This is a genomic window from Streptomyces sp. NPDC096046 (assembly GCF_040303285.1).
Taxonomy (GTDB): Bacteria; Actinomycetota; Actinomycetes; order Streptomycetales; family Streptomycetaceae; genus Streptomyces.
This window is the reverse complement of sequence record NZ_JBEOSZ010000017.1, coordinates 36,650-59,845: the sequence shown is the minus strand read 5'-3', so window position 1 is coordinate 59,845 and position 23,196 is coordinate 36,650. Positions and strand designations below refer to the sequence as shown.

Genomic DNA, 23,196 nt, shown 5'->3' with positions numbered 1-23,196 from the left:
CACCACCGCACGTGGTGGCGGCCTTCTGCTGTGCCCGCCCGTCATGCCGCCACCGGTCCGGCGATGCCGCTCTGCAGGAACTGACCGGCCTGCCGGCCCACGTCGCCCAGGCGCAGGGCGAGTCGGGCCGCCGCGTCGTAGAGGGCGTGCACGGCCCGGAGGCGTTCCAGGCGGGGGGCCAGGGCCGACAGGGCGATGGCCAGGGCGACGCCGGCCCAGGCGACGGGGCCGAGCGGGGTGCAGCCGAAGAAGTGGCTGACCCCGGGGGTCTGGACGAGGGCGGCGAGGACGGCGGCCGAACCGAGGGCGGTGACCCACACCAGGGTGCTGTGACGGCGCCCGGAGAGGGTCTGCACGAGCTGGGCGCCGACCACCCCGCACAGGGCCATGGTGGTGGACCGGCGTTCGGTGCCGGGGGTGAGGCAGCCGATGAGGTAGGCCGTGACCGCGCCGAGGCAGGTGGTGATGCCGCGGCGGCGGATGGAGCGCAGCAGGGGCGCGCCGAGGACGTCGAGGCCCATCGGGCCGGTCTCGGCGTGTTGCGCGGTCGAGGGGTCGCCGCTGGGGGTGACCGCGACGGCCATGGCCGGGAACATGTCGGTGAGCAGGTTGACCAACAGCAGCTGACGGGTCGACAGGGGCGAGGCACCGGCGAGCAGGGTGCCGAGGACGCTGAAGCCGACCTCGCCGGCGTTGCCCCCGATGAGGATGCTCACCGCGTCGGCCACGCTGCGCCACAGGGCGCGGCCCTCGGCGACGGCGTCCACCAGGACGGACAGGTCGCCGGTGGTGAGCACGAGGTCGGCGGCGTTGCGGGCGGCCGCGGAGCCACGGGACTCGACGCCGACTCCGACGTCGGCGGCGCGGATGGCGGCGGCGTCGTTGGCGCCGTCGCCGGCCATCGCCACGACCCGCCCGGCCTGTTGCAGGGCCTCGACGACGTGCAGCTTCTGCTCGGGTGCGACCCGCGCGATGACGCCCGCGCCGCGCAGGACCCGGACGCGCTCCCGGCGCTCCATGGCGACGAGTTCGTCACCGGTCACCGCCTCGGTCTCCTCCGGCCAGCCCAGTTGCAGGGCGATGGCGCGGGCGGTCTCCGGGTGGTCTCCGGTGAGCATGACGGGCAGGATGCCGGAGCGGCGCAGTTCCGCGAGCAGGGCGTGCGAGGTGTCGCGCGGGACGTCGGCGAGCGCGATGAAACCGCTGAACTCCAACTCGCCGAGCGCGGTGTCGAGTTCGTGTTCGGCGTTGTCGGCCCGGCACGGGCGGCGGGCGACGGCGAGAACACGCAGTCCCTGTCCGGCCAGTTCGTGGGCGGTGTCCCAGGCGTGGCCGGGCAGGTCCCGGCAGGCGGGCAGGATCGTCTCGGGCGCGCCCTTGACGACGAGCAGCTCGCCCATGTCCGGGTCGCCGTCGCGGCCGACCGCCGCGGCGTAGCCGCGGCGGGTCTCGAAGGGCAGTTCCCCGGTCGGCGCCCAGTCCTGGTCGGGCGGGGCGACGTCGAGGACGGCCTCGTCGGTGGCGTGCGCGATGCGGCGGCCCTGGCCCGTCTCCTCCTGGGGGCAGGCGCGGGCGGCCAGCCGCACGATGGGGGCGGCCTCGTCGGTGTCGGTGGCGAGGACGGTGCCGTCGGCGGTGGCGACCCGGACCAGCCGCAGCTTGTTCTCGGTGAGGGTGCCGGTCTTGTCGAAGCAGACGGTGTCGACGCGGCCGAGCGCCTCCAGGGTGCGCGGGGTGCGGACCAGGACGCCCCGGCGGGACAGCCGGCGCGCCGCCGCCATCTGCGCGACGGTGGCGACGAGCGGAAGGCCTTCGGGGACGGCGGCGACGGCGACCGCGACACCACCGCTGACGGCGCGCCGGACGGGGCTGCCGCGCAGCAGGGACAGCCCGGTCACCGCCGCGCCGCCGGTGAAGGTGACCGGCAGGGCCTTACGGGTGAGCTCCTGGAGCCGGGCCTGCACTCCGGCGGGCGGCGGGGTACGGGCGGCGAGGGTGACGGCCCGGCCGGCCTCGGTCTGGTCGCCGGTGTCCACGACGAGGGCGGTGGCCCCTCCGGCCACGACGGTGGTGCCCTCGAAGACCATGCAGGTGCGCTGGGCCACCGGCAGGCCGGGCGTGGCGTCGACGGACTTGGTCACCGGCAGGGATTCGCCGGTGAGCGCCGACTCGTCGACCTCCAGTCCGTCGACCTCCAAGAGCCGTGCGTCGGCGGGTACGACATCTCCGGCGCCGAGGCTGATCTCGTCGCCGGGCCGCAGCCGGGCGGCGTCGACGGTGACCGTGCGCCGGCGGCTGTCCTGCTTGCGGGCCTTCGGCTGCTGCCGGGCGGCGAGCCGGGCCAGGGCCTGTTCGGCCCGCAGCCGCTGGAGGCCTCCGGTCACGGCGTTGAGGTCCATGGCGCCGACGACGAGCAGCGCGTCGACGACCGAGCCGAGCAGCGCGGAGGCGACGGCCCCGGTGGCGAGGACGGGTGTGAGCGGGTCGTCGAGTTCGCGGCGGACGGCTCCGGCCGCCTGCCAGGCCCAGCGGGCGGGTGCGGTGGCGGGATGGCGGGTCAGGCGCGCGGTCCGCTGCCGTGAGCGGTCCACGAGCAGGGCGAGGCCGCTGGGCTCGCCGTCGTGGTCGGCCCGCCTGAGCCGGTCGCGGGCCTCGTGGGGTTCGAGGGCGTGCCAGGGGATGTGCAGCCGGGGCGGCGGCGGGGTGGCCCGGGCGACACGCGTGGCTTCGAGCCAGCCGGTGATCAGGGCGTTGGCCGCGGCGAGGTTGACGGGGGCGTGCCGGGAGAGGGGCCACAGGAGGTGCCGGCCGGGGGGCTGCCCGCCCCGGGCGACGAGGAGTCCGGAGAGGGCCGCGCCCGCGCGGGCCAGGGTCTGGGAGCGGCGTCCGACGCGCCGGGCCGCCGGGATGGCGGTCAGCAGCCGCCAGACGTCGGTGAGCCCGCCCGGGGCCAGCACGTCGACCCCCCAGGAGACGGCCGCCCGCCCGTCGATGAGGGCGACGGCCACGTCACCGGCGGGCAGTCCGGCCGCGACGTGCCCGTCGCCGGACTCGTCCGGGCGGGCGACGGTGACCACCACGCGTCCCTCGTCCTGCAAGGCCCGTACGACGTCTCCGAACGGCTTGGCGCTGGGGGCGACCTCGTCGGCGAGCCGGGTGATGTCCTTCAGGTCGGAGCCGCCCGCGATCACGACGTGCAGTCCGGCTCGGCGGGCGGCGTCCAGGACGGCCTCGGCGAAGGGGTGGACCGGGTCGTCGGGCAGCCCGTCGCCGGTGTCGTCCTGCCGCGGGCCGCGCAGCGCGTCGGCGTGCAGGACGAGGGCGTCGGCGATCTCCAGCTGCCGCAGGCGTTCGCCGTTGCGCAGGAGGATTCCGGCGTGGGCGAGACAGGTGCCGAGGGTCGCGCCGAAGGCGGCCGGTCCGTAGCGGGCCGCCTTGGGGGATCCGGCGAGGAGCGCTTCGGCCGCGTCCGTCGCGTTGTGCGTGACGAGGAGGGTGGCGGCGGCGCCGGCGAGGCTGCCGGTGCTGGCGTGGGCGGCGTACTCCGCCGCGGGGGTCACCTTGAGCGGCGGCCGGGTGTCCGTGGGGCAGGCCAGACTGGTGCGCCGGTGGTGGCAGATGTCGTCGTGGAGCGCCTCGAAGGCCGCGGCCCTGGCCACGGCTTCGGTGAGCTGGTTGCCGCGCAGGATGCCGTCGAGCACGAGGGCCAGCGGGGTCTGGCCGATGCCGTGGGCGGCGGCGTTCACTCCGGCGAGGACGAGTTCCATGCCGGACGGGCCGAACCGCTGCCGGAGCACGGCCCGGAAGCGGGGGTTCTCGCGCAGCAGCGTGACGGCGGCGGTGACGATGCGTGAGCCGGGCGGCAGCCGCAGGGACCGGCCGGCCAGGGCACCGGCCGCGCCGGCGGCGTCCAGCAGGATCGCCGCCGCGCTCACGCGCACCTCGGCGGGGTCGCCCGGGTGGGCGGTGTCCCGGAGGTCGGGGTCAACGCCCTCCTGGAGGCCGAAGCGGGCGGCGAGCGCGGTGGCGTGTTCGGTGATCCGGTCGGTGGCGGCGCCCTCGGCCGCGGTGACGACCAGGCGGGCCAGTCCCCCGTCCCAGTACGCCGTGAGCACGTCCGGGTGCTCGACCAGTTCCCCGGCGACTTCGCGGGCGAGCGCCGGGGTGTCGCCGTCGGGGTGCCGCAGGGCGAGATGGAGGCGCTGCCCGGCCTGCCAGTGCCGGCCGCCGGTCAGGGCGTTGCGCGCGACGTTGCGGACGCGGCGCGTGGTGTCGTAGACGGACGTCACCGACTGGGCGGTGCTGCGGGCGGCGCCTGCGGCCGCGCCGGCCACGGCCCCGACGAGCGGGGCGGCGTCGAAGCGTGTGAGCATCTGCTGCCGTCCCGACTCAGCCGGTGGTGCGGCTGTCGTGTCCGGGGCGGGGGGCCGGGTCCGGCTCCTCGCCGTGCGGGTGGTGGGCGGTGGCCTCCGCGACCTGCTTCAGAGCGGAGGCCGTGGCGGTGTCGCCGACCTTCGCGGGTTGTTCGTGGACGTGCTCGTCCGGCCGCTCACGACGGTAGTGGGACGCGGCGAGTCTGGCGCCGGGGCCGGAGGAGGAGGTGTCCTGATCGTCCGGTTCCTCCTGGGCGGAGTCGAGATCACCGGTCGTGCCACCGGGCGTCGCGCCGTTCGGTGACGCGCCGTCGGGCCGTGTGCCCGGGCGCGGCTGGGTCAGCCAGGCGACCGCCGCGCCGGTCACGGCCACCGGCCACTCCACGACTCCGGCCACGCCGAGCACGCCGGCACCGGCGTAGACGGCCATGCGGCGACCGCGCGGCGAGACCGCGCCGATCCTGTCGAGCGCGTCGGTGGCCACCTTGCCGACCTGCTCCGCACCCGGGAGATGCCTGAGGCCAGAGGCCACGGCCCGCAACGGCTGCGGAAGATCCGACGAACGTGATGTCTCCTGGTTCATGTCGACCTCCACAAGCGCATGGTCCAGCGGCTTCATCCGGTTTCCCACCTCTTCGACTCATATTCCGCTTTTGTTGGGGTATGCGCTTGTCTTGTTCGGCCGGGTCCGGTGGGGCGGGGAGGTCGGATGACGGTTTCGCCGTCGTGGACCCCGCCCATGCAGCGCTTGGTGTCTCCCTGCGTGCCGTCGCCCACGGCGGAGATGACGATCATGGCGCCGCCTGCGACGCACTGGCTCGCCGCGCCCGCCCCCGCCGGCAGGGCGGCGGCGGGGGCGGGCGCGGCGAGCAGGGACACGGCCAGGGCGGTGAGCAGATGCCATGGTGGTGCGCCGCCCGGGCCGGTGAGGGGCAGGGCGTGCCGCTCTTCGGAAGCCGTCCGTGTCGGGGCGGGAGCGCCGGGTACTCAGTGCAGGCAAACAGCCGTCTCGGGTCCGGACACCGCACGGGAGCGACGTGTCCGGTTCGGCGAAGGAGTGGTCATGACGCAGAACGGTGATGACGCGACGCTCGTCCGGCGACCGGGGATCCCGGATCTCCGCACGGCACCGGACGGGGACGAGCCCGCGCCACCACAGGACCCGCAGGCGGACCAGCCGCTGCAGGAACTCCCGCAGGACCGCAACCAGGCGCTTCTGGAGGCGGCCAAGCAGGTCGGCGCCCTGCTGAAGCGCAAAGGGCACCTGTTCGCACTGGCCGGCAGTGTGGCCGCGTACGCCCACGGCGGTGAGAAGAACCTCCAGCACGACGTCGACTTCGCGATCCGCCCCGAGGACGCGGAAGCGGTGGCGGCCACGCTCCACGAAGCCGGGCTGACGGTGTACACCCCGCCGGAGGACTGGCTGATCAAAGCCACGTGCTTCGGCCAGCCGGTGGACATCATCTTCGAGCTGGCGCACCGGCCGGTCGGCGCGGACATGCTGGAGCGGGCGCAGGAGCTGTCGGTCGACTCGGTGCGCATGCCCGTGCTGGCCCCGACCGATCTGCTGTGGAGCCTGACCGCCGCGTTCTCCGAGCACCACTGCGACTTCGGGGCGGCCCTGCCCATCGCGCGCGCCCTGCGGGAGAAGGTCGACTGGGAGAAGGTACGGCGCGAGTGCGGGGACGAGCCCATGCCCGCGGCGTTCTTCTTCCTCCTGGAGCGTCTGAACGTCATCTGAAGGAGCACCCATGAGCACCCACGGTTCACAGGACGCGGGCGGCGGGCCGCCGGCCGAGAACCTGGACTACCGCATCGCCCATCTCCAGGACCGCCTCGCCTCCGGCGAACTCGGTGAACTGGGCGTCCGCATCGAGGCCCGCGGCCGGACGGTCCTGCTGACCGGCACCGTGCCCTCGACGCCCTGCCGCGACGACATCGTGCGCACCGTCCACGAGGAGCTCGCCGGATTCCCCGTGCACAGCGACCTCGTGGTCACCGAGGCGTCCTCCCCCGACCACGCGGAGGAACTCTCATGATCCGCATCGCGGCCGTCGGAGACATCCACATGGGACCCGACAGCCAGGGCGTGCTCCGCCCCGCCTTCGAGACCCTGCCCGACTGCGCCGACCTGCTGCTCCTGGCCGGGGACCTCACCCGGCACGGCACGCCCGAGGAGATGCGGGTGGTGGCCCGGGAGGTCGAGGGCCTGGCCGTTCCGGTCGTCGCCGTCCTGGGCAACCACGACCACCACGACGACCGCCCGGGCGAGGTCACGGCCATCCTCCGGGATGCGGGCGTCCACGTCCTGGAAGGGCAGGGCACGGTCGTCGAGAGCGGCGGGGCGCGGATCGGCGTCGCCGGGACCAAGGGGTTCGGCGGTGGCTTCGTGGGCCGCTGCGCGGGCGAGTTCGGCGAGCCGGTCATGAAGGAGTTCGTGCGGCACTCGCGCCGGTGCGCCGACGGGCTGCGGACCGCCCTTGAGCAACTGGGCGAAGAGGACTGCGACGCCCGGATCGCCCTGACCCACTACTCCCCCGTCGCGGACACGCTGGCGGGCGAGCCGCTGGAGATCCACCCGTTCCTGGGCAGCTATCTGCTGGCCGAGGCGATCGACACCGCCGGTGCCGACCTCGCGGTGCACGGGCACGCGCACGCCGGAACGGAACACGGCATGACGAGCGGCGGCGTGCGGGTGCGCAACGTCGCCCAGCCGGTCATCGGACGGGCCTTCCACGTCTACCACCTTCCGGTCCGCGAGCGCGCCACGACCGGAGCCGCCGCACAACAGGCTCGCTGAGCCACCCCTTTCCCCTCGCGCCGCCGGCGAACGCCGGCGGCGCTTCACGTTGTCCTCTCCTGGGCGTGCCGAGCCGCTCGTGTACGGCCTGTGGTGTGAACCCTCCGCACGTCGCGCCTGTTTCAGGCATTTTGTCTGCTTAGCATGCGAGTTCCGCGCTCCGCACATCGGCGATGCCCCCACGCGTCCGCCCGGGGCGCACGTGCCCCGTACGACAGGACATCAGATGGCACTGACGGGTCGTCAAAAAACACCCTTCAACCATGCCTTCTCCCCGCATGACGCCGTACTGCGCAGTGCGGCGCCGCACATCGCCCGCCGTCGCCTCCTGACCGTCACCGCGGCCGCCGCGATGCTCGCCTTCGGCACCAACCGGCCGGCGCGCGGCGCCACCGCCGCTCGCGAGCTCGACGCGGCACGGATCACCGACGACCCGTTCACCCTCGGCGTGGCCTCCGGGGACCCGCTGCCGGACTCGGTGCTGCTCTGGACACGGCTCGCGCCCCAGCCGTTCGCGGAGGACGGCGGCCTCGGCCAGGAGCGGGTCGCCGTCTCCTGGGAAGTGGCCAGGGACGAGTGGTTCGTCGTCGTCGAGCAGGAGGGCACGGCCACGGCCCACCCCGAGTACGCCCACAGCGTGCACGTCGACGTCAAGGGCCTGAGGTCGGACAGCGTGTACTACTACCGGTTCCGGGTGGGCTCGTGGATCAGCCCCGTGGGCCGCACCCGCACCGCCCCGGCCCAGGGCAGTGACGCCGACCGCCTGCGGCTCGCCGCCGTCGCCTGCCAGGCCTACCAGGACGGGTACTACACCGCCCACCGGCATCTGGCGCAGGAGGACGTCGACGTCGTCTTCTTCCTCGGCGACTACCTGTACGAGTACGCCGTGGACTCCGCCGGCGGGGCCCGCCGCTACACCGACCGCAAGCTGCCCGACGTGTTCGACCGCGAGACGACGACGCTGGCGGACTACCGGCTGCGCTACTCGCTCTACAAGAGCGACCCGGACCTGCAGGCCGCGCACGCCCAGCACCCGTTCGTCGTCACCTGGGACGACCACGAGACGGAGAACAACTACGCGGGCGCCTACGACGAGAAGGGCAGCTCTCCGGAGGAGTTCCTGGTCCGCCGGGCCGCCGCCTACCGGGCGTACTGGGAGAACCAGCCGCTGCGCGCCGAGCAGCTGCCGAACGGGCCCGACGCCCGGTTGTACCGCCGGCTGGCCTGGGGTTCGCTCGCCCAGTTCGACATCCTCGACACCCGCCAGTACCGCTCCGACCAGGCCTACGGCGACCGACCGCACGCGCCTGGGCCGGAGTCGGACGATCCGGCCCGTACCCTCACGGGTGCCGCTCAGGAGCAGTGGCTGCTGAACGGCTGGCGGGACTCCGACGCGCTGTGGCACGTGATGCCCCAGCAGGTGTGCTTCTCCCAGCGCAAGTTCGACCTGACCACACCGGCCCGGGGCTGCATGGACGCCTGGGACGGATACCGGGCCTCCCGCGACCGCGTCATGGCGGGCGCGAAGGCCGCGGGCGTCTCCAACCTCATGGTCCTCACCGGCGACGTCCACGTGGCGTACGCCTTCGACATCAAGGAGAACTTCGACGACCCGGCCTCCAGGACGGTCGGCACGGAGTTCACCTGCACCTCCGTCGCCAGCGGCGGGAACGGCGTCGCCAAGCCCGCCGAGTGGGACACCTACATGAAGGCCAATCCCCACATGAAGTACTTCGACGGCCGGCGCGGATACGTCCGCGTCGACATGGACCGCGAGCTCTCGCAGGTCGACTTCCGGACCGTCCCGGCCATCACGACGCCCGGGGGCGGTATCTCGACGACCGCGTCCTTCGTCACGGAGGCGGGTTCGCCCGGCCTGAAGTCCGCGTGAGGCGTCCGCCGTACTGCACCTGGCGCCGTTCCCCGCACCCAAGCGCGAAAACGGGGCGGCCCGGGACACCGGACCGGGCCGTTCCGGCAAGGCCTGCACCGGAAAACGCATCGAGCACCACACCGCAACACCGACCGCACCACGCACCACGCACCACGCACCACGCACCGACGCTGTGATCGAAGGAGACGCATCGCATGGTCCACAGACATGCCGTGACCGGGTGCCGGGTGGCGCTGACCGCGCTCGGCGCGCTCGTCGCGACCGGGGTCCACGCCGCCGTGGCGGCCGAGCCGACGCGATCGGCCGGCCCCCTGCCCTCGGCCGCCCAGACCCTCGGTGCCGACCGGCCCTCCACCCCGGTGCTGCGCGCCATGGAGCGCGACCTCGGACTGACGCCGGCCCAGGCGTCCCGGCGACTGGCCGACGAGGCGGAGGCGGGCACGCGGGCGGGGCGGCTGCGCATCGCCCTGGGTGAGCGCTTCGCGGGGGCCTGGCTGCGCGGTACGACGTCGCAGAAGCTCGTGGTGGCCACCACGGACGCCGCGGACGTGGCCGCCATCAAGGCGCAGGGCGCGAAGGCGACCGTCGTGAAGAAGCCGCTGCGCGACCTGCGGGCCGTCAAGCAGAAGCTCGACGCGGCGTCCGCCCGGGTCAGCACCCGCCAGACGCCCCTGTGGTACGTCGACATCCCGGCCAACCGGGTCGTGGTGGAGGCCGGGACCGGGGCCGCGGCGGCCGCGTTCGTCAAGGCCGCCGGTCTCGACGCCGACAGCGTGAGCGTGAAGGTCACGGCGAACCGGCCGCGGCTCTTGGAGGACATCATCGGCGGCGACCCCTACTACATCGACGGTACGGCCCGCTGCTCCATCGGTTTCTCCGTCACCAAGGGCGAGCAGGAGGGCTTCGCCTCGGCGGGCCACTGCGGCAAGCCGGGTGCCAAGACGACCGGGCACAACAATGCGGAGCAGGGCACGTTCCAGGCCTCCACCTTCCCCGGCAAGGACATGTCGTGGGTGGCCGTCAACGACTCGTGGAGGGTCACGCCGAACGTGAAGGGCGAGGGCGGGCAGGCGGTGCAGATCACCGGCTCGGTCCAAGCGCTGGTCGGGGCGGCGGTCTGCCGCTCGGACTCCACCACGGGGTGGCACTGCGGCACGGTCGAGCAGCACGACACGAGTGTCAGCTACGCCGAGGGCAAGGTGAACGGCCTGACGCGGACGACGGTGTGCGCCGAGCCGGGCGACTCCGGTGGGCCGTACGTCTCGGGCGTCCAGGCGCAGGGCGTGACGTCCGGCGGCTTCGGCGACTGCGCGACCGGCGGCACCACGTTCTACCAGCCGATCAACGCGCTGCTCAGCGACTTCGGCCTCACCCTCACCACCGCCGAGGCGGAGTCCCCGGCACCCCAGGGCGATGCCGCGCAGACGTGGGCCGCGGGTCGCGTCTACGAGGCCGGGGTCACGGTGACGCACGCCGGTGTGCGCTACCAGTGTCTGCAGACGCACCAGGCCCAGGGCCCTTGGGCGCCCGCCGGCACCCCTGCCCTCTGGCAGCGGGTGTGACGAAGGGCCAGGGCTGTCCGGCGCCGGCGCGGTGCGTGCCGTCGGCGCCCGGCGGGCCCGGCTGCTCCCCCGCCAGCACCTCGTACGCGGTGGCGACGAACGGGTCGTGGGCGCGGAAGCGGCGGGTGCAGACGGCGGCCAGTGCCGTGCCGGTGGCGGGGCGGAAGCCCGGGAACGCCTGCTGGCCCCGGGTCGCGCCGCTGTGGAAGTACATCGGTCCGCCGTCGGTGAGGTGACGGAACCAGGCGATGGTGTGCACGTGGCGGTGCGTCAGGCCCCGGCGGAGCACGGGGCGGCGCACCGCGCGCAGCGCGGGGGCGAGGGCCGGTGGCGCGTCGTCCGGTAGAGGCGGGCTTCGAGGAAGGTGACGAAGGTCCAGGGTTCCGGCAGGCCGCCCACCCAGGTGCGGCGCCGCACGTGCTCGCCGGGCCCCTCCCGGTGGACGCCGCCCCGTTCCTCGGCCTTGAGGACGCCCAGGCGGCGGGTCGGTTCCTGTTCGGTGAGCTGCCGGCCGCGGGTGCGGGCGACCGTGGCGGTCGCGGCTTCGTAGGCGGAGTGCCGGAATCCGGCCGCGGCCAGGGCGGCGTCGACCTCCAGCGGGTAGGTGGCGAAGGGTTCCAGCCGTCGCAGCAGGAGGAACAGCTCGCCGTCGCGGGTCTGCCGCCAGGCGAAGGTCAGCAGGTCGGCCGTGAACTCCCTTGAATAACATCTTCAACATCTCAGGCGTGAGGGATCGCGTGGACGCGGCAACGGGCGGGGTGAGTGGTTCTGCTCCGGCTGGGGAACCCGGCGAGCGCTGTACCCACCTACTCCCTGGAGAGGGCCATGAGTCTGTTGCGTGTGCTCGGCCGCCCCATGCTGGCCTCGATGTTCCTCGCGGGCGGCTTGAACTCCGTCCGCGACCCGAAACAGGTCGCCGATGCCGCCGAGCCTGTCGTCCAACCGGTCACCGAGCGCATCCCCCAGCTGCCGGACCGCACCGAGCAGGTCGTGCGGCTGAGCGGCGCCGTGCAGGTCGCTGCGGGGCTGATGCTCGCCACGGGGCGCATGCCGCGTCCGGCCGCCCTCGCCATGGCGGCCACCCTGGTGCCCACCACGCTGGCGGGGCACCGTTTCTGGGAGGCGGATGACCCCGAGGAGCGGGCGCAGCAGCGCATCCACTTCCTCAAGAACCTGTCCATGCTGGGCGGACTGCTGATCGCCGCCGATGACACCGGCGCCCGCCCCTCCGTGGTGTGGCGCGGCACCCACGCCGCCCGCGGTCTGCGGCGCGACGCGGGTCTGGTGCGCCGCTCCGTGCGCGCCACCGCCCGCCCGGCCGCGGCGGCCGGACGCGTCCGGGGCAGGCTGCCCGCCTGAGCCGTCGGCACGGCGGCGGAACCACGCGTTATCCCCCTGAGGCCGGGGGGACCCGAGTTCCGGAGGTGAAGGACATGGGACATGGAGGAAACGTCATCGACGAGCTGGTGACCGATCACCGCGAGGTCGAGGAGCTGTTCGGCAGGATCGAGGCGCTGCCTTCCGGCCACCAGGACCGCAAGAGGTATGCCGACCAGGTCACGATGGAGCTCGTACGGCACTCGGTGGCCGAGGAGGCCTACCTCTACCCGGCCGTACGCGAGCACGTGGCCGGCGGTGACACCCTCGCCGACCGGGAACTCGAGGACCACGCCACGGCCGAGCAGATCATGAAGGATCTGGAAGGCTGCGACGCGGGCGACGCCGACTTCGACCGGCTGATGGGCATGCTGATGAGCGAGATCCGCTCGCACATCGCCGACGAGGAGGGCAACCTCTTCCCGCGGCTGCGGCAGGCCTGTCCGATGGACGCGCTCAACGAGCTGGGCGACAAGGTGCGCAAGGCGAAGAAGACCGCCCCGACCCGGCCGCACCCGGCCGCACCCGACAAGCCTCCGGCGAACAAGCTGCTGGCTCCGGGCACCGGCATGGTGGACCGGCTGCGCGACGCGCTGAGCGGCCGCGGCAAGTCCGAGTAGGCACTCAACCACGGAAAGAGGGGCCCGTCGCCGAGGCGACGGGCCCCTCTTTCCGTGCGCGTGTGATCAACCCCACTGTGACCTCAAGGCCCTTGCCGGGCAGGGCGTTTGAGAGGTGCGGGACGGCGGATCAAGGTGCGGTGGAACCGCTTCCGCGGTCCCCTCTGTCACGATGGTCCGCGCCGTACCCGTCGAGGGAGTCCACCGCGCAGCGCCGCCGGTGCCCACCGCTCCCCCGTCCTCCTTCTGCTGAGTCCTCCGACTCGTCTCCGAGTACCGCACTGTGCCTGCCTCCTCCTTCCCCTCCCCTGCCCTGCCCGCCTCCCGCTCACCGTGGCGGTCGCTGCGGTACCGCAGCATGCGCTGGTGGTCCGTCGCGAACTTCGTGTCGAACGCCGGTACCTGGATGCAGCTCACGGTGCAGAACCTGCTGGTCCTGCAGATCACCGGGTCCGCCGCCGCGACGGGACTGTCCATGTCCGTGCAGGCCGCTCCGGCGCTGCTGATCAGCGTGCTGGGCGGGGCCGCCGTCGACCGGTGGCCCCGCAAGCTCACGGCCGCCGTGAGCCAGGCGGTGCTCGGCGCGATCGCCTTCACCACGGCCGTTCTCGTGGCGCTGGACCGGATCGACATGACCTCGCTGATGGTGCTCGCCGCCGTCACGGGCGTCGTCGCGACCGTCGACAACCCGGCGTGCGCCCTGCTGGGCAACGACCTCGTCCCGGCGGAGGACGTGCCCTCGGCCATCGGGGTCGGGGCGCTGGTGCACCAGGCGGGCCGGCTGGTGGGAGCGGCTCTGGCCGGTGTGGCGGTCGGATTCCTCGGCACGTCGGCCGCCTACTTCGGCAACGGGCTGTCGTTCCTGTTCGTGGCCGCGGTCATCCCGTTCCTGCGCCCGGCGGCCGGAGCGGTGCGTCAGGACGCCCCGGCCCCGAAGGCCACCGGCCCGGACCTGACCGTGCGCGAAGGGCTGGCCTACTTCATGCGGCGCCCGCGCCTCGTCGCGCTGGCGGGTGTGACCGGGATCAGCTCCGTGTTCGGCCGCAACTACGGGCTCACCCTGGCCGTGCTCGTCACCGGGCCGCTCGCCGGAGGCGCCGGCTCCTTCGGCACGGTGTCGACGGTGCTCGCCGTCGGCGGGATCCTCGGCGCGGTGCTCGGCGCCCGGCTGCGCCGGCCGTCCGTCCGGCTCGTGGGCGCGCTGGCGGCCACGGGGGCGCTGCTTCAGGCGGTGGCGGGGTTGTCGCCGTCGCTGGCAGTGCTGATCGTGCTGGTGCTGCCGATGGCCGTGGTGGAGTCCGTCTCCGACACCGCCGGCGCGTCCGTCCTGCAGACCGACCCGCCGCCGCGTCTGCGGGGACGGGTGCTGGGTGTGTGGGGCAGCATCGGCACGGTGTGGGGTCTGGGCGGCCCGCCCGCGCTGGGCCTCCTCATGGAGGTGGCCGGACCACGCGGCGCCCTCGTCACCGGCGGGCTGCTCATCGCCGGCGCGATCGGCGCGGGCGCCCTGCTGCGGCAGCGGCGGGCCGCGGCACCGGTGATGCTCCGCACCGGCGAGCACGACGTTGCGGGTCGGCCGGCGCTGAGCCCCGCGGCCTGAGCGGACTCCGTACGAGGGCAGCCCTCGATACGAGCACGACGTGCCGGGCCGACCGGGGCGGAGCCCGCGGCCTGAGGGACCGCCGGGCGAGGGGCGGCCCTCGTACGGCGGTCCGCACACCTCCGGCCCGATGCCCTCCCCTACGGCCGCAGCGCCTCCTGCGCCGCCTTGGCCGCCCTGCGGGCCAGCAGGGTCGTGGAACGGCCGTCGAGGTAGGGCAGGACCACGGCCTGGCCGCCCCAGGTGCGGAGCACCTCCGCCTCGGGCAGGTCCTGGACGGAGTAGTCCCCGCCCTTGACCCAGACGTCCGGCCGCAGCCGGGCCAGTACCGCCTCGGGGGTGTCCTCCTCGAAGACCGCGACGGCGTCGACGCTGCCGAGCGCGGCCAGGACACGGGCGCGGTCCGCCGCCGGGGTGAGCGGGCGGCCCGGGCCCTTGCGGCGGGTGACGGACGCGTCGGAGTTCAGGCACACGATGAGGCAGTCGCCGATGCGCCGGGCACTCTCCAGCAGGCCGACGTGACCGGCGTGCACCAGGTCGAAGCAACCGCCCGTGGCGACGACGGTGCCGCCGCGGGCCCGGACCCTCTCGGCGAGGCCGAACGCGTCGGTCGCGGGATCGTCCTCGGGGCCGGGCACCGGCTCGGTCCGCCACAGGTCGGGGTTGCCCGCGCCGCCCGCCGCGACGAACGTGGCCGCCTCGGCGACCGCGCGCTGCAGCGCCTCCTCGGGGAGCAGTCCGTCGGCGAGGGCCGCCGCCGCCGTGGCGGCGAAGCAGTCGCCCGCGCCGCAGGGATCCCCGACGGCCCGGTAGGGCACGGGCACGAGCATCGGGGTGCCGGAACCCGGCCGGGCCAGCAGCACCCCCCGCTCACCGAGGGTGACGGCGACACCGGCGGCCCGCCAGCGCTCGGCCAGTCGTGCCCCGCGCTCCGCGAAGGCGCCCAGGGTGGTCCCTCCCGAGCCGGGGTGCAGGGCCTGTGCCTCCGCCGCGTTGGGGGTGACCAGGCGGGCTCCGGGCACGGGCGGGTCGCCCTTGGGGTGCGGGTCCCACACCAGCGGGGTTCGCCGGGCGGCCTCCTCCAGGAGCGGCCGCAGGGCGCCCGCGGTGTGCCGGCCGTAGTCGGCGACCAGGACGGCGTGCGCGCCGGCCAGCGCCTCACGGACCGCGTCGCCGGGTTCGCCGGGGGTGCCGCCGCCCCGATCGATGCGGACGACGGGCCGTCCTCCCGCGAGGACGCGGGTCTTGACCGGCAGGGTGCCGTTCAGCGGGAGCTCCAGCAGCCGGACCCGGCCGCGCAGGTCGTGCCGTACCGCCTCGCTGGCGTCGTCGTCGCCGAGCGCGGTCACCAGGACGACGTCCCGGCCGCCGCGGGCGGCGAGGGCGGCGGCCAGACCGGCGCCGCCCGGGTGACGGCGGTCGCCGGTGACGTCCACGACGGGGGCGGGGGCGTCCGGGGAGAGCCGGGTGGAGACGCCTTCGATGTCCTCGTCGAGGAGGACGTCCCCGACGACGGCCAGGGGGTGCGGCCCGGTCATGGCGTGCTCCCGTGGGTGAGGACGGCGCGCCGGGCCAGGGGCGTGGCCACGGCCGTGTCGAAGCACTCGCAGAGCAGATGGACGGCGACGAGGTGCGTCTCCTGGACGTTCGCGGTGCTTCCGGCGTCGACGCACAGGGCTTCGTGCGCGGCTTCCGCGAGGGGGTTGGGGCCGCGCCCGGTCAGGGCCCACACGCGCAGTCCCGCCTGCCGGGCGGTCACGGCGGCGGCGATGAGGTTGGGGCTGCGGCCGGAGGTGGAGAGCACCATCAGGATGTCGCCGGGACGGCCGTGGGCGGTGACCTGGCGGGCATAGACGTGGTCGAAGCCGTAGTCGTTGCCGATGGCGGTCATGCTGGAGGTCTCGGCGTGCAGGGCGAGCGCGGAGTACGCGCGGCGTTCCCGGCGGTAGCGGCCCACCAGTTCGGCGGTGAGGTGCTGTGCCTGGGCGGCGCTGCCGCCGTTGCCCGCGACGAGCAGTCGGCCGCCGCCGGTGAGGACGTCGGCGAGCCGGCCGCCCCAGTCCGCGACCCGGTCCAGGCCGTCGTCGCGGAACCGTGCGAGGGTTTCCTCCAAGGACCGGCAGTGCAGTCGCGCGGCTTCCAGGGCGTCGTGTGCTGAGGGTTCGCTCATGTCGGTCGGGCGTACCGCCGTGGGTGACGGCGGCGAACCCACACCTCCTTCGAACGTCGGACGTCGGCTGCTGTCGGCTGTCGTCGGGGCGGGGCGGAGCGGTCAGCCTGCGCCGGTCGCGGCGGTTTCGGTGTCGAGGACCTCGCAGTAGGCGGCCTCGGTGGCCGCGGCGACCTGCCCCCAGCCGTAGCGGCTCAGGACCCGGCGGCGGCCGGCCACCCCGCAGGCCGCGCGGGCCTCCGGGTCGGCGAGCAGTCCGGCGACGGCACGGGCCAGGGCCGCCGGATCGCGGGGCGGCACCAACCGCCCGGTGCCGGGGTCGGCGACGGTGTCGAGCTGCCCGCCGACCGCGCTGGCCACCACGGGCACGCCGCAGGCCATGGCCTCCAGCGGGACGATGCCGAAGGGTTCGTAGTCGGCGGGGCACACCACCACGTCTGCGGAGCGCAGCAGCTCCGGCACGTCCTCGCTGGGCAGGGCACCGGTGAAGCGGACCCGGTCGGCGACGCCCGCGTCCCGGGCGATGCCGCGCAGCCGCCGCACCTCCGGGTCGCCGTCGAGCCGGTCGGCGGGCGGCCCGCCGACCACGACCAGCTCGGTCCCGGGCAGCCGGGCCAGCGCGGCGATGGTCACCGCGGCCCCCTTGCGCGGTACCAGCCGGCCCAGCTGGAGGATCCGGTGCGGGTGCGGTCCGCGCGGCGCGGCCGGGCCCTTCGGCGTGAACCGGTCGGGGTCGACGCCGCACGGCACGATGCCCACCTGGTGCGGGGGGATGCCCATGCGGGCCAGTTCGTGGGCTTCGTCCCGGCAGGTGGCGATGACGCGGTCGCAGCCCAGCCCGACCTCGAGCTCCCCCGGGATGCGCTCCGGCGGGCTGGTGTCGGCGAGCCGCTGGTGGCGCCGCTTCACCGTGCCGAGGGCGTGGTACGTGTGCAGCAGGGGCAGGCCGTGTTCGCGGGTGGCGCGCAGTGCGGCCAGGCCCGACATCCAGTAGTGGGAGTGCACGAGGTCGGGGGCCCGGGTGCGCCAGCTGCGGACGAGGTGACGGCCGAACTCGTCCATGTGCGGCAGGAGCGCGTCCTTGGGGAGCGGTTCGGCCGGCCCGGCGGGCACGTGGTGGACCTCCACACCGTCGCGCAGCTCCACCCGGACGGGCAGGTCGGGCGCGTCGCGCCGGGTGTAGACGGTGACGCGGTGCCCCCGGTCGGCGAGTGCCCCGGCTAGGCAGGCCACATGGACGTTCTGTCCACCGGCGTCGACGCCGCCGAGGGTGGCGAGGGGGCTGGCGTGCTCGGAGACCAGCGCGATCGCGAGGACGCCCGGATCGCGCGGGTCGCCGCCGAGCGGTCCGGCGGGGAAGGGGCTGAGGGACGGCGTCATGAGCACACCTCCGTGATCAGGCGTTCCCAGTGGGCCAGGAAGCGCTTGAGCCCGTAGCGTTCGAGCGCCGCCTGGCGGGCGCGGGCTCCGTCCGCGGCCGCCGCCTCGGGTTCGTGGAGGTAGCGGCGGGCGGCGCGGGCCAGGACGTCGGGGCGGGTGGAGAGGGTGCCCGCGCCGGGCGGGACGGCCTCCACCGCTTCGGTGGTGGCGAGCGCCAGGACGGGCATGCCCAGGTGCATGGCCTCCAGCAGCGACAGGCCGAGGGAGGTCCAGCGCACCGGGTGCAGGTACATGCGGCGTTCGGCCAGGGCGGTGTGCAGCTCGCTCTGCGGGAGGTCGGCGGTGCGCAAGCGGCCGGGGGGCAGGCCGAGGTGTTCGGCCAGTCCCTCGGTTCCCATGCCGAACACGTCGAGCGGGACGGCCTCGGCGAGGGCGGGCATGAGGTCCGTTCCGGTGTGGCGGGCGCGCCGCACGGGTTCGTTGACCACGACGGCGGCGCGGGCGAGCCGGCCGCTGTAGCGGTGGCCCGGGTCGACGATGCCGTGCTCGATCACCTCCGTGCGGGTGGTTCCGCTGTCCCAGAACAGCCGGTTGAAGTGGGTGACGTGCACGAGCGTCAGGTCGTCGCGGTCGGCGCACGGATGCCGGGTGTCGGGCACGTTCCCGTCGGGGGCATTGTGCTCCAGGTACACCGCTGGCACGTCCCGGCCGGGGCGCCGCCCGCCGAGCCAGCGTTCGGCCAGCGCCGCCTCGTGCGGCCGCTGGAGAAGGACCAGGTCGACGGGCGTGTCGGGGAGTTCCTCGGGAGTGACCTCGCGTACCGGCGCGGGCCAGGTGAAGGTGCGGGCCCGCCCGAGGCCGTCCGGGCCGCGGTCGGGGGTGACGGGGACGAGGTAGGTGTGCGGGCCCTGGACGAAGGCGGTCGTCCAGGAGCCGTGCACGTGCCACAGCAGGATGTTCATACGGCCGCTCCTCGTTGGGTCTGTTCTCCCCGGTGCGCCGAGTGGTCCGTGAGGGCCGCCACGGCGTCGAGCACCTCGGCGTCGCCGATGCCGTCGAGGCAGGGGTGTCCGGGCACCGGGCAGTGCCGTGCCCTGGTCCCCGCGCACGCCGCCCGCGGGTCGCCGAGCAGGACGTGCGGTACGCCGTAGGGGGTCCACCGCTCGGCCGGCACGACCGGTGCGAAGAGGCTGACGACGGGTGTCCCCACAGCGGCGGCGAGGTGCGCCGGGCCGGTGTTCCCGGCGATGAGGGCCCGGGCTCCGGCCAGGACCCCGGCCAGTTGGGGCAGGTCGGTGGCGCCGCCGAGGTCCAGGGCGTGCCGCCCGGCGACCCGTGCGGTCAGTTCGCGCTCGGCGCGCCCGCCCGTGACGACCACGCGGTGGCCCGCCGCGGACAGCGCGGCGACGGCCCGTGCCGCCCGCCCCGGGGTCCACGCCCGCGCGGGCACGGCCGCGCCGGGGTGGAGGACGACGTAGGGCTCGGCGCCGGTGAGGCGGGTGGTGGCCGGCGGTGGCAGGACGCGCGGCCGGCCGTCGTCGCCGGGCGGCAGGGCGAAACCCGCGGCGGTCGCCAGGTCGAGGGCGGCCAGTACCTCGTGCCGGTTCGGCAGCCGGCGGTGCCTGAGATCGAGGAGCGCGCCCGGGTAGTCCTCGCTGTCGGCCGCGGTCCACCCGATCCCGGCGAGCTTCAGCAGCAGGGCGATCGGCAGCGGGCTCTGGTGGTACGACACCAGGACCAGCGCCCGGTCGAAGCGGCCCGCGGTGAGCGTGCGCATCAGCTGCCGGGTCGCCGACCGCGTGACCGGCGGCGGGTCCAGCCCGACCCAGGGGGCGTCGTGGGTCAGCACGTCGTCGACGCCGGGCAGCATCCGCCCGGCCGCGGCACCCTGGGGCCCGCAGAGCAGCGCGGTGTAGGAGGATCCGGCGGCCACGGCCCGTACGGCGGGCCCGGCCAGCAGCACGTCCCCGGAGCTGTCGAGGCGGACCACGAGGGTGCGGGGAAGGCGGGCGCGGGACAGCGGGGGGCTCATCGCGCCTCCCCCGTCGGTAGGGCCGAGTCCAGCACGAGACGTACGGCCCGCGGCAGGTCCGCCGCCGTGGTGTCGGCCGCCGCGACCTCCTCGGCCCGGGTGACGTCCGTGGGCACCGGCACCCCGCGGGCACCGGCCGCACGCGCGGCTTCCGGGTCCGCTGCGATGTGGCCGATCACCACGGTGCGTCCGGGCGGAACGGCGAGCCGGCGGCACGCCGCCAGGACCGGACCGGGCGCCGGCGTGCGGCAGCCGCAGCCCTGCCCGGGGCCGTGCGGGCACACCGCCGAGACGGCGAGCGGTCCGAGCGGTTCCGCCGCGCGCAGCCGCACGTCCTCCACCTCACGGCGGGTCAGCAGGCCCCGGGCCACGCCCGACGTCACGACCCCGACGGGAACCCCGGCGGCGCGCACGGTGTCCACGGCCTCGCGGGCGCCCGGCATGAGCGCGACGCGCGAGGGGTCGCCGTTGTGGGGCACGTGGGCGACGAGCGTGCCGTCCCGGTCGAAGAGGACGGCCGCGGGCGAGGGACTGTCCGGGGCGTGCGCGTGCTGCCGCACGTCCCCGGGGAGCAGCCGGGGGCCGGGGGGCGGCGTCATGACCGCAGCCGTTCCCGGACCGCCGGGCGGGCCGCGGTCGCCGGCCGGCCGTTGCCGGACGCGGTGAGCGGCCGGGCCTTGCGGTGCGCGAGCCGCCCGCGCAGCCAGTGCCAGGTGGCGGCGGGCGGGACGAGGGCGCTGGTCACCGTCATGGTGAGGATCTCGTCGCGGGTGCCCGGTCCGGGCAGGATCCGGGCGAGGGCGAACTCGGTGGTGCCGGCCAGCCATGTGACGGCGCAGGCCGCGGCGGCCCGGGGCCGGCCGAGCAGCGCGCAGCCCAGCGCCGCCACACCTGCCCCGGTCACCGCCAGGTGCAGGGGCAGACGCCCGCGGGGCGCTTCCGCCCGACGCCACCAGCCACGGCCGTGCAGCCGGGTCATCAGCACGTCGTCGGCGTTGCCCGCCTGGAGCCGGACGGAGACCCAGCGCCCGGCGGGCCGGACGGGGTGGGTGGTGGTGCGTCGGCCTCCGGAGAGCGTCCATCCGGCGTCGAGCAGGCGCAGGGCGAGGTCGGCGTCCTCCCGGAAGGCCCGCCGGAACCGTTCGTCGAACCCGCCCACGGCCGTCAGCGCGGCCCTGCGGTACGCCATGTCGGCGGTGATCCAGCGGGCGCCGGCGAGTCCGGCCGTGTTGCGCTCCCAGTCCGTGGGGCGCCGCCCGGCGGGCAGGGGCACCTCGATGCGGGCGGTGATTCCGGCGGTGCGCTCGGTCGCCGCGGCCAGGTCCAGGGTCAGGTCGTCGCCCCAGGTCGGCCCGGGGACGACGTCGTCGTCCAGGAAGACGATCCAGGGCGCGTCACCGGCCGCCCGCCAGCCCAGATTGCGTGCGGCGGCGGGTCCGCGCGCCCTGCCGGGCACGACGATGGTGCGCGCGCGCAGGGACGGCGGGACGTCGGCGGTCAGCGGCACGCCGGCCGGGTCGGGCCGGTCGTCGACGAGGACCACGCGGACGGGGTGCGGCCCGGTCGCCTCGGCGAGGGCGTGCAGGCAGGCGCCCAGGCTGGGCCGGCCGAGGGTGGGGATCACGACGGCGTACTCGGCGTCGCCCGCCGGGGCGTCGGGTGCGGTCATCGGAGGTCTCCGGCGTCGTCGCTGCGGGGGTCGGTGCGGAAGAGGTCGCCGCGGCGGATGGCGTACGGGCCGATGGCCAGCAGGTCGACGGGCGAGGAGCCGAAGCACTCCAGGGCGTCGCGCGGGTCGTCGACCATGGGCCGCCCGGCGGTGTTGAGGCTGGTGTTGACGACCACGGGCACCCCGGTGAGCCGCTCGAACTCGCCGAGCATCCGGGCCACGAGCGGTTCGCGCGCCGGGTCGACGGTCTGGATGCGGGCGGTGCCGTCCACGTGCACGACGGCGGGGATGCGGTCCCGCCAGGCGGGGGCCACGTCGTGCACGAACAGCATGTACGGGCTGGGCAGCGGGCCGTCGAAGAGGTCGGCCGCGCGGTCGGCGAGGACCATCGGGGCGACGGGCCGGAACTGCTCGCGGCCCTTGACGTCGTTGAGCCGTTCCAGGTTGCCCGCGTGTCCGGGGTGGGCCAGCAGGGAGCGGTGGCCCAAGGCCCGGGGACCGTACTCTGAGCGGCCCTGGAACCAGGCGACGATCCCGTTGTCCGCCAGGGCGCGGGCGACGGTGGCGGCGATGTCCGGGGGCCGCTCGAAGGGTACGGCCGCGGTCTTCAGCCAGGCCGCGAGCTCGGCGTCGGACCACTCCCGCCCTAGGTCGGCACCGGCCATGGCCTCCGGCTCGTCGCCCTCCACGGCGGACAGCAGCAGGGCGCCGCCCAGGGCGGTGCCGGCGTCACCCGCCGCGGGCTGCACCCAGACCCGGGAGAAGGGGCCCTCGCGGGCGATGCGGGAGTTGGCGACGCAGTTGAGGGCGACGCCGCCGGCGAGGGTGAGCACCCGGTCATGGGTCCGCCCGTGCAGCCAGCGCACCAGGTCGAGCAGGGTCTCCTCCAGCACGGCCTGGGCGGCGGCGGCGACGTCGGCGTGGTCCTGCGTCCACGGTTCGTCCGGCCCGCGGGGCGCACACAGCTCGTGCCAGGGCACGCCGGTGGCGTGGAAGCCGCCGTCGCCGGTCGGGTACACGTGGCGGCGCAGTTCGGCGAGCATGCGGGGCCTGCCGTGCGAGGCGAGGGCCATCACCTTGAACTCGTCGGAGGAGCGCAGGAAGCCGAGGTGCTCGGTGAGTTCCTCGTAGATCAGCCCGAGCGAGTGCGGCAAATCCTGGGCGTGCAGCGCCGCCAGGCGGTCGCCGACGCGGCGGGCGGCCAGGTGGGAGGCGCGTTCGCCGCGGCCGTCGAGGACGAGGACGGAGGAGTTCCCGGCGTCCGGGGCGGCGAAGGCGCTGGAGGCGGCGTGGGCCATGTGGTGCGGCACGAAGCGGACGACGGCCGGGTCGAGGCCCGGCAGGGCGGTCCCCAGGAAGCCGGGTGCCTCGCGGGCGTAGGTGAGCCGCAGGTGGTCCCAGGGATCGTCCAGGCCCATCTCCTCGGCCGGCCGGGCGAGGGCCGGGTCGAAGGAGTAGGTGACCGCGTCGAGGTCCTGCGGGCGCAGCCCGGCCCGCTTCAGGCACCAGGCGGCGGCCCGCTCGGGCAGTTCCCAGGCGGAGAACGGCAGGGGTCTCTTGCCGTGCTTGCGGCGGGAGAACCGCTCCTCCTCGGCGGCTGCGACGGTCCGTCCGTCGATCACCAGGGCGGCTGCGGGGTCGTGGAAGAGGGCGTTGATTCCGAGAATGCGCATGGAGGGCGGGCCTTTCGGCGGTCGAGAACCGGACGCGGCGCTGCTG

General features: G+C 75.1%; 18 protein-coding genes and 1 pseudogene. 8 read left to right on the top strand and 11 right to left on the bottom strand.

All coding sequences use genetic code 11. From position 1 onward, the window contains the following. Positions 1 to 41: 41 nt before the first annotated feature. Both ABTX62_RS17200 and ABTX62_RS17195 read right to left on the bottom strand, forming a co-directional pair. Positions 42 to 4,373: a cation-translocating P-type ATPase gene (locus ABTX62_RS17200; protein ID WP_352116930.1), complete on the bottom strand. Its 4,332-nt coding sequence runs from the start codon at positions 4,371 to 4,373 to the stop codon at positions 42 to 44. A 16-nt stretch (positions 4,374 to 4,389) separates the two neighbouring features. Next, positions 4,390 to 4,956 (bottom strand): hypothetical protein, encoded by a 567-nt coding sequence (locus ABTX62_RS17195; RefSeq protein ID WP_352116929.1) that lies wholly within the window; start codon positions 4,954 to 4,956, stop codon positions 4,390 to 4,392. Between the two features lie 480 nt (positions 4,957 to 5,436). On the opposite strand from ABTX62_RS17195, the gene ABTX62_RS17190 reads away from it, so the two are divergent. The 5 genes from ABTX62_RS17190 (at position 5,437) to ABTX62_RS17170 (ending at position 10,629) form a co-directional block, all read left to right on the top strand. Next, positions 5,437 to 6,114 (top strand): nucleotidyltransferase family protein, encoded by a 678-nt coding sequence (locus ABTX62_RS17190; protein WP_283973779.1) that lies wholly within the window; start codon positions 5,437 to 5,439, stop codon positions 6,112 to 6,114. A 10-nt stretch (positions 6,115 to 6,124) separates the two neighbouring features. After that, positions 6,125 to 6,412, top strand: coding sequence for a hypothetical protein (locus ABTX62_RS17185; protein ID WP_352116928.1), 288 nt, complete (start codon positions 6,125 to 6,127; stop codon positions 6,410 to 6,412). Further along, positions 6,409 to 7,173, top strand: a complete 765-nt coding sequence (locus ABTX62_RS17180) for a metallophosphoesterase family protein (protein ID WP_352116927.1) — start codon at positions 6,409 to 6,411, stop codon at positions 7,171 to 7,173. The genes ABTX62_RS17185 and ABTX62_RS17180 overlap by 4 nt, the downstream gene beginning before the upstream one ends. A 226-nt stretch (positions 7,174 to 7,399) precedes the next feature. After that, entirely contained in the window at positions 7,400 to 9,064 is a 1,665-nt protein-coding gene (locus ABTX62_RS17175; RefSeq protein WP_352116926.1) for an alkaline phosphatase D family protein, read from the top strand. 197 nt (positions 9,065 to 9,261) lie between these two features. Beyond that, positions 9,262 to 10,629, top strand: coding sequence for an alpha-lytic protease prodomain-containing protein (locus ABTX62_RS17170; protein ID WP_352116925.1), 1,368 nt, complete (start codon positions 9,262 to 9,264; stop codon positions 10,627 to 10,629). Here the strand turns inward: ABTX62_RS17170 and ABTX62_RS37920 are convergent. Continuing rightward, positions 10,526 to 11,310 (bottom strand): annotated as a pseudogene (locus tag ABTX62_RS37920) (DUF6895 family protein); the annotation flags it as partial. The gene ABTX62_RS17170 and the pseudogene ABTX62_RS37920 sit on opposite strands and share 104 nt — an antisense overlap. A gap of 144 nt (positions 11,311 to 11,454) precedes the next feature. Between ABTX62_RS37920 and ABTX62_RS17155 the strand changes: the two are divergent. The 3 genes from ABTX62_RS17155 to ABTX62_RS17145 all read left to right on the top strand — a co-directional run bounded on the left by ABTX62_RS17155 (position 11,455) and on the right by ABTX62_RS17145 (position 14,226). Next, entirely contained in the window at positions 11,455 to 11,988 is a 534-nt protein-coding gene (locus tag ABTX62_RS17155) for a DoxX family protein (RefSeq protein WP_352116924.1), read from the top strand. A gap of 74 nt (positions 11,989 to 12,062) precedes the next feature. After that, entirely contained in the window at positions 12,063 to 12,626 is a 564-nt protein-coding gene (locus ABTX62_RS17150; RefSeq protein WP_352116923.1) for a hemerythrin domain-containing protein, read from the top strand. A gap of 313 nt (positions 12,627 to 12,939) precedes the next feature. Continuing rightward, the gene (locus tag ABTX62_RS17145) at positions 12,940 to 14,226 is read left to right on the top strand and encodes an MFS transporter (RefSeq protein WP_502997969.1); all 1,287 of its coding nucleotides are present in this window, start codon (positions 12,940 to 12,942) and stop codon (positions 14,224 to 14,226) included. A 140-nt stretch (positions 14,227 to 14,366) separates the two neighbouring features. On the opposite strand, the gene rfaE2 is transcribed toward ABTX62_RS17145, so the two are convergent. The 8 genes from rfaE2 to ABTX62_RS17105 form a co-directional block, all read right to left on the bottom strand. After that, a complete protein-coding gene (rfaE2, locus tag ABTX62_RS17140; protein ID WP_352116921.1) occupies positions 14,367 to 15,764 on the bottom strand; it encodes a D-glycero-beta-D-manno-heptose 1-phosphate adenylyltransferase in 1,398 nt (465 codons plus the stop codon). After that, a complete protein-coding gene (locus ABTX62_RS17135; protein WP_352116920.1) occupies positions 15,761 to 16,396 on the bottom strand; it encodes a D-sedoheptulose-7-phosphate isomerase in 636 nt (211 codons plus the stop codon). Before ABTX62_RS17135 ends, rfaE2 begins: the two co-directional genes overlap by 4 nt. A 102-nt stretch (positions 16,397 to 16,498) precedes the next feature. Then, the gene (locus ABTX62_RS17130) at positions 16,499 to 17,776 is read right to left on the bottom strand and encodes a glycosyltransferase (protein ID WP_352116919.1); all 1,278 of its coding nucleotides are present in this window, start codon (positions 17,774 to 17,776) and stop codon (positions 16,499 to 16,501) included. Further along, positions 17,773 to 18,738: a glycosyltransferase gene (locus ABTX62_RS17125; protein ID WP_352116918.1), complete on the bottom strand. Its 966-nt coding sequence runs from the start codon at positions 18,736 to 18,738 to the stop codon at positions 17,773 to 17,775. The genes ABTX62_RS17130 and ABTX62_RS17125 overlap by 4 nt, the downstream gene beginning before the upstream one ends. Continuing rightward, positions 18,735 to 19,808, bottom strand: a complete 1,074-nt coding sequence (locus ABTX62_RS17120) for a glycosyltransferase family 9 protein (protein ID WP_352116917.1) — start codon at positions 19,806 to 19,808, stop codon at positions 18,735 to 18,737. Before ABTX62_RS17120 ends, ABTX62_RS17125 begins: the two co-directional genes overlap by 4 nt. After that, positions 19,805 to 20,407: an HAD-IIIA family hydrolase gene (locus tag ABTX62_RS17115; RefSeq protein WP_352116916.1), complete on the bottom strand. Its 603-nt coding sequence runs from the start codon at positions 20,405 to 20,407 to the stop codon at positions 19,805 to 19,807. The genes ABTX62_RS17120 and ABTX62_RS17115 overlap by 4 nt, the downstream gene beginning before the upstream one ends. After that, positions 20,404 to 21,477 (bottom strand): glycosyltransferase family 2 protein, encoded by a 1,074-nt coding sequence (locus ABTX62_RS17110; RefSeq protein ID WP_352116915.1) that lies wholly within the window; start codon positions 21,475 to 21,477, stop codon positions 20,404 to 20,406. Before ABTX62_RS17110 ends, ABTX62_RS17115 begins: the two co-directional genes overlap by 4 nt. Further along, entirely contained in the window at positions 21,474 to 23,150 is a 1,677-nt protein-coding gene (locus ABTX62_RS17105) for a carbamoyltransferase family protein (protein ID WP_352116914.1), read from the bottom strand. Before ABTX62_RS17105 ends, ABTX62_RS17110 begins: the two co-directional genes overlap by 4 nt. Positions 23,151 to 23,196 lie beyond the last annotated feature (46 nt).

What these genes read in the sequence shown, in the direction of transcription:
- ABTX62_RS17200 (WP_352116930.1), bottom strand. Translation starts at nt 4,373, where the DNA reads ATGCTCACACGCTTCGACGCCGCCCCGCTCGTCGGGGCCGTGGCCGGC.
- ABTX62_RS17195 (WP_352116929.1), bottom strand. Translation starts at nt 4,956, where the DNA reads ATGAACCAGGAGACATCACGTTCGTCGGATCTTCCGCAGCCGTTGCGG.
- ABTX62_RS17190 (WP_283973779.1), top strand. Translation starts at nt 5,437, where the DNA reads ATGACGCAGAACGGTGATGACGCGACGCTCGTCCGGCGACCGGGGATC.
- ABTX62_RS17185 (WP_352116928.1), top strand. Translation starts at nt 6,125, where the DNA reads ATGAGCACCCACGGTTCACAGGACGCGGGCGGCGGGCCGCCGGCCGAG.
- ABTX62_RS17180 (WP_352116927.1), top strand. Translation starts at nt 6,409, where the DNA reads ATGATCCGCATCGCGGCCGTCGGAGACATCCACATGGGACCCGACAGC.
- ABTX62_RS17175 (WP_352116926.1), top strand. Translation starts at nt 7,400, where the DNA reads ATGGCACTGACGGGTCGTCAAAAAACACCCTTCAACCATGCCTTCTCC.
- ABTX62_RS17170 (WP_352116925.1), top strand. Translation starts at nt 9,262, where the DNA reads ATGGTCCACAGACATGCCGTGACCGGGTGCCGGGTGGCGCTGACCGCG.
- ABTX62_RS17155 (WP_352116924.1), top strand. Translation starts at nt 11,455, where the DNA reads ATGAGTCTGTTGCGTGTGCTCGGCCGCCCCATGCTGGCCTCGATGTTC.
- ABTX62_RS17150 (WP_352116923.1), top strand. Translation starts at nt 12,063, where the DNA reads ATGGGACATGGAGGAAACGTCATCGACGAGCTGGTGACCGATCACCGC.
- rfaE2 (WP_352116921.1), bottom strand. Translation starts at nt 15,764, where the DNA reads ATGACCGGGCCGCACCCCCTGGCCGTCGTCGGGGACGTCCTCCTCGAC.
- ABTX62_RS17135 (WP_352116920.1), bottom strand. Translation starts at nt 16,396, where the DNA reads ATGAGCGAACCCTCAGCACACGACGCCCTGGAAGCCGCGCGACTGCAC.
- ABTX62_RS17130 (WP_352116919.1), bottom strand. Translation starts at nt 17,776, where the DNA reads ATGACGCCGTCCCTCAGCCCCTTCCCCGCCGGACCGCTCGGCGGCGAC.
- ABTX62_RS17125 (WP_352116918.1), bottom strand. Translation starts at nt 18,738, where the DNA reads ATGAACATCCTGCTGTGGCACGTGCACGGCTCCTGGACGACCGCCTTC.
- ABTX62_RS17120 (WP_352116917.1), bottom strand. Translation starts at nt 19,808, where the DNA reads ATGAGCCCCCCGCTGTCCCGCGCCCGCCTTCCCCGCACCCTCGTGGTC.
- ABTX62_RS17115 (WP_352116916.1), bottom strand. Translation starts at nt 20,407, where the DNA reads ATGACGCCGCCCCCCGGCCCCCGGCTGCTCCCCGGGGACGTGCGGCAG.
- ABTX62_RS17110 (WP_352116915.1), bottom strand. Translation starts at nt 21,477, where the DNA reads ATGACCGCACCCGACGCCCCGGCGGGCGACGCCGAGTACGCCGTCGTG.
- ABTX62_RS17105 (WP_352116914.1), bottom strand. Translation starts at nt 23,150, where the DNA reads ATGCGCATTCTCGGAATCAACGCCCTCTTCCACGACCCCGCAGCCGCC.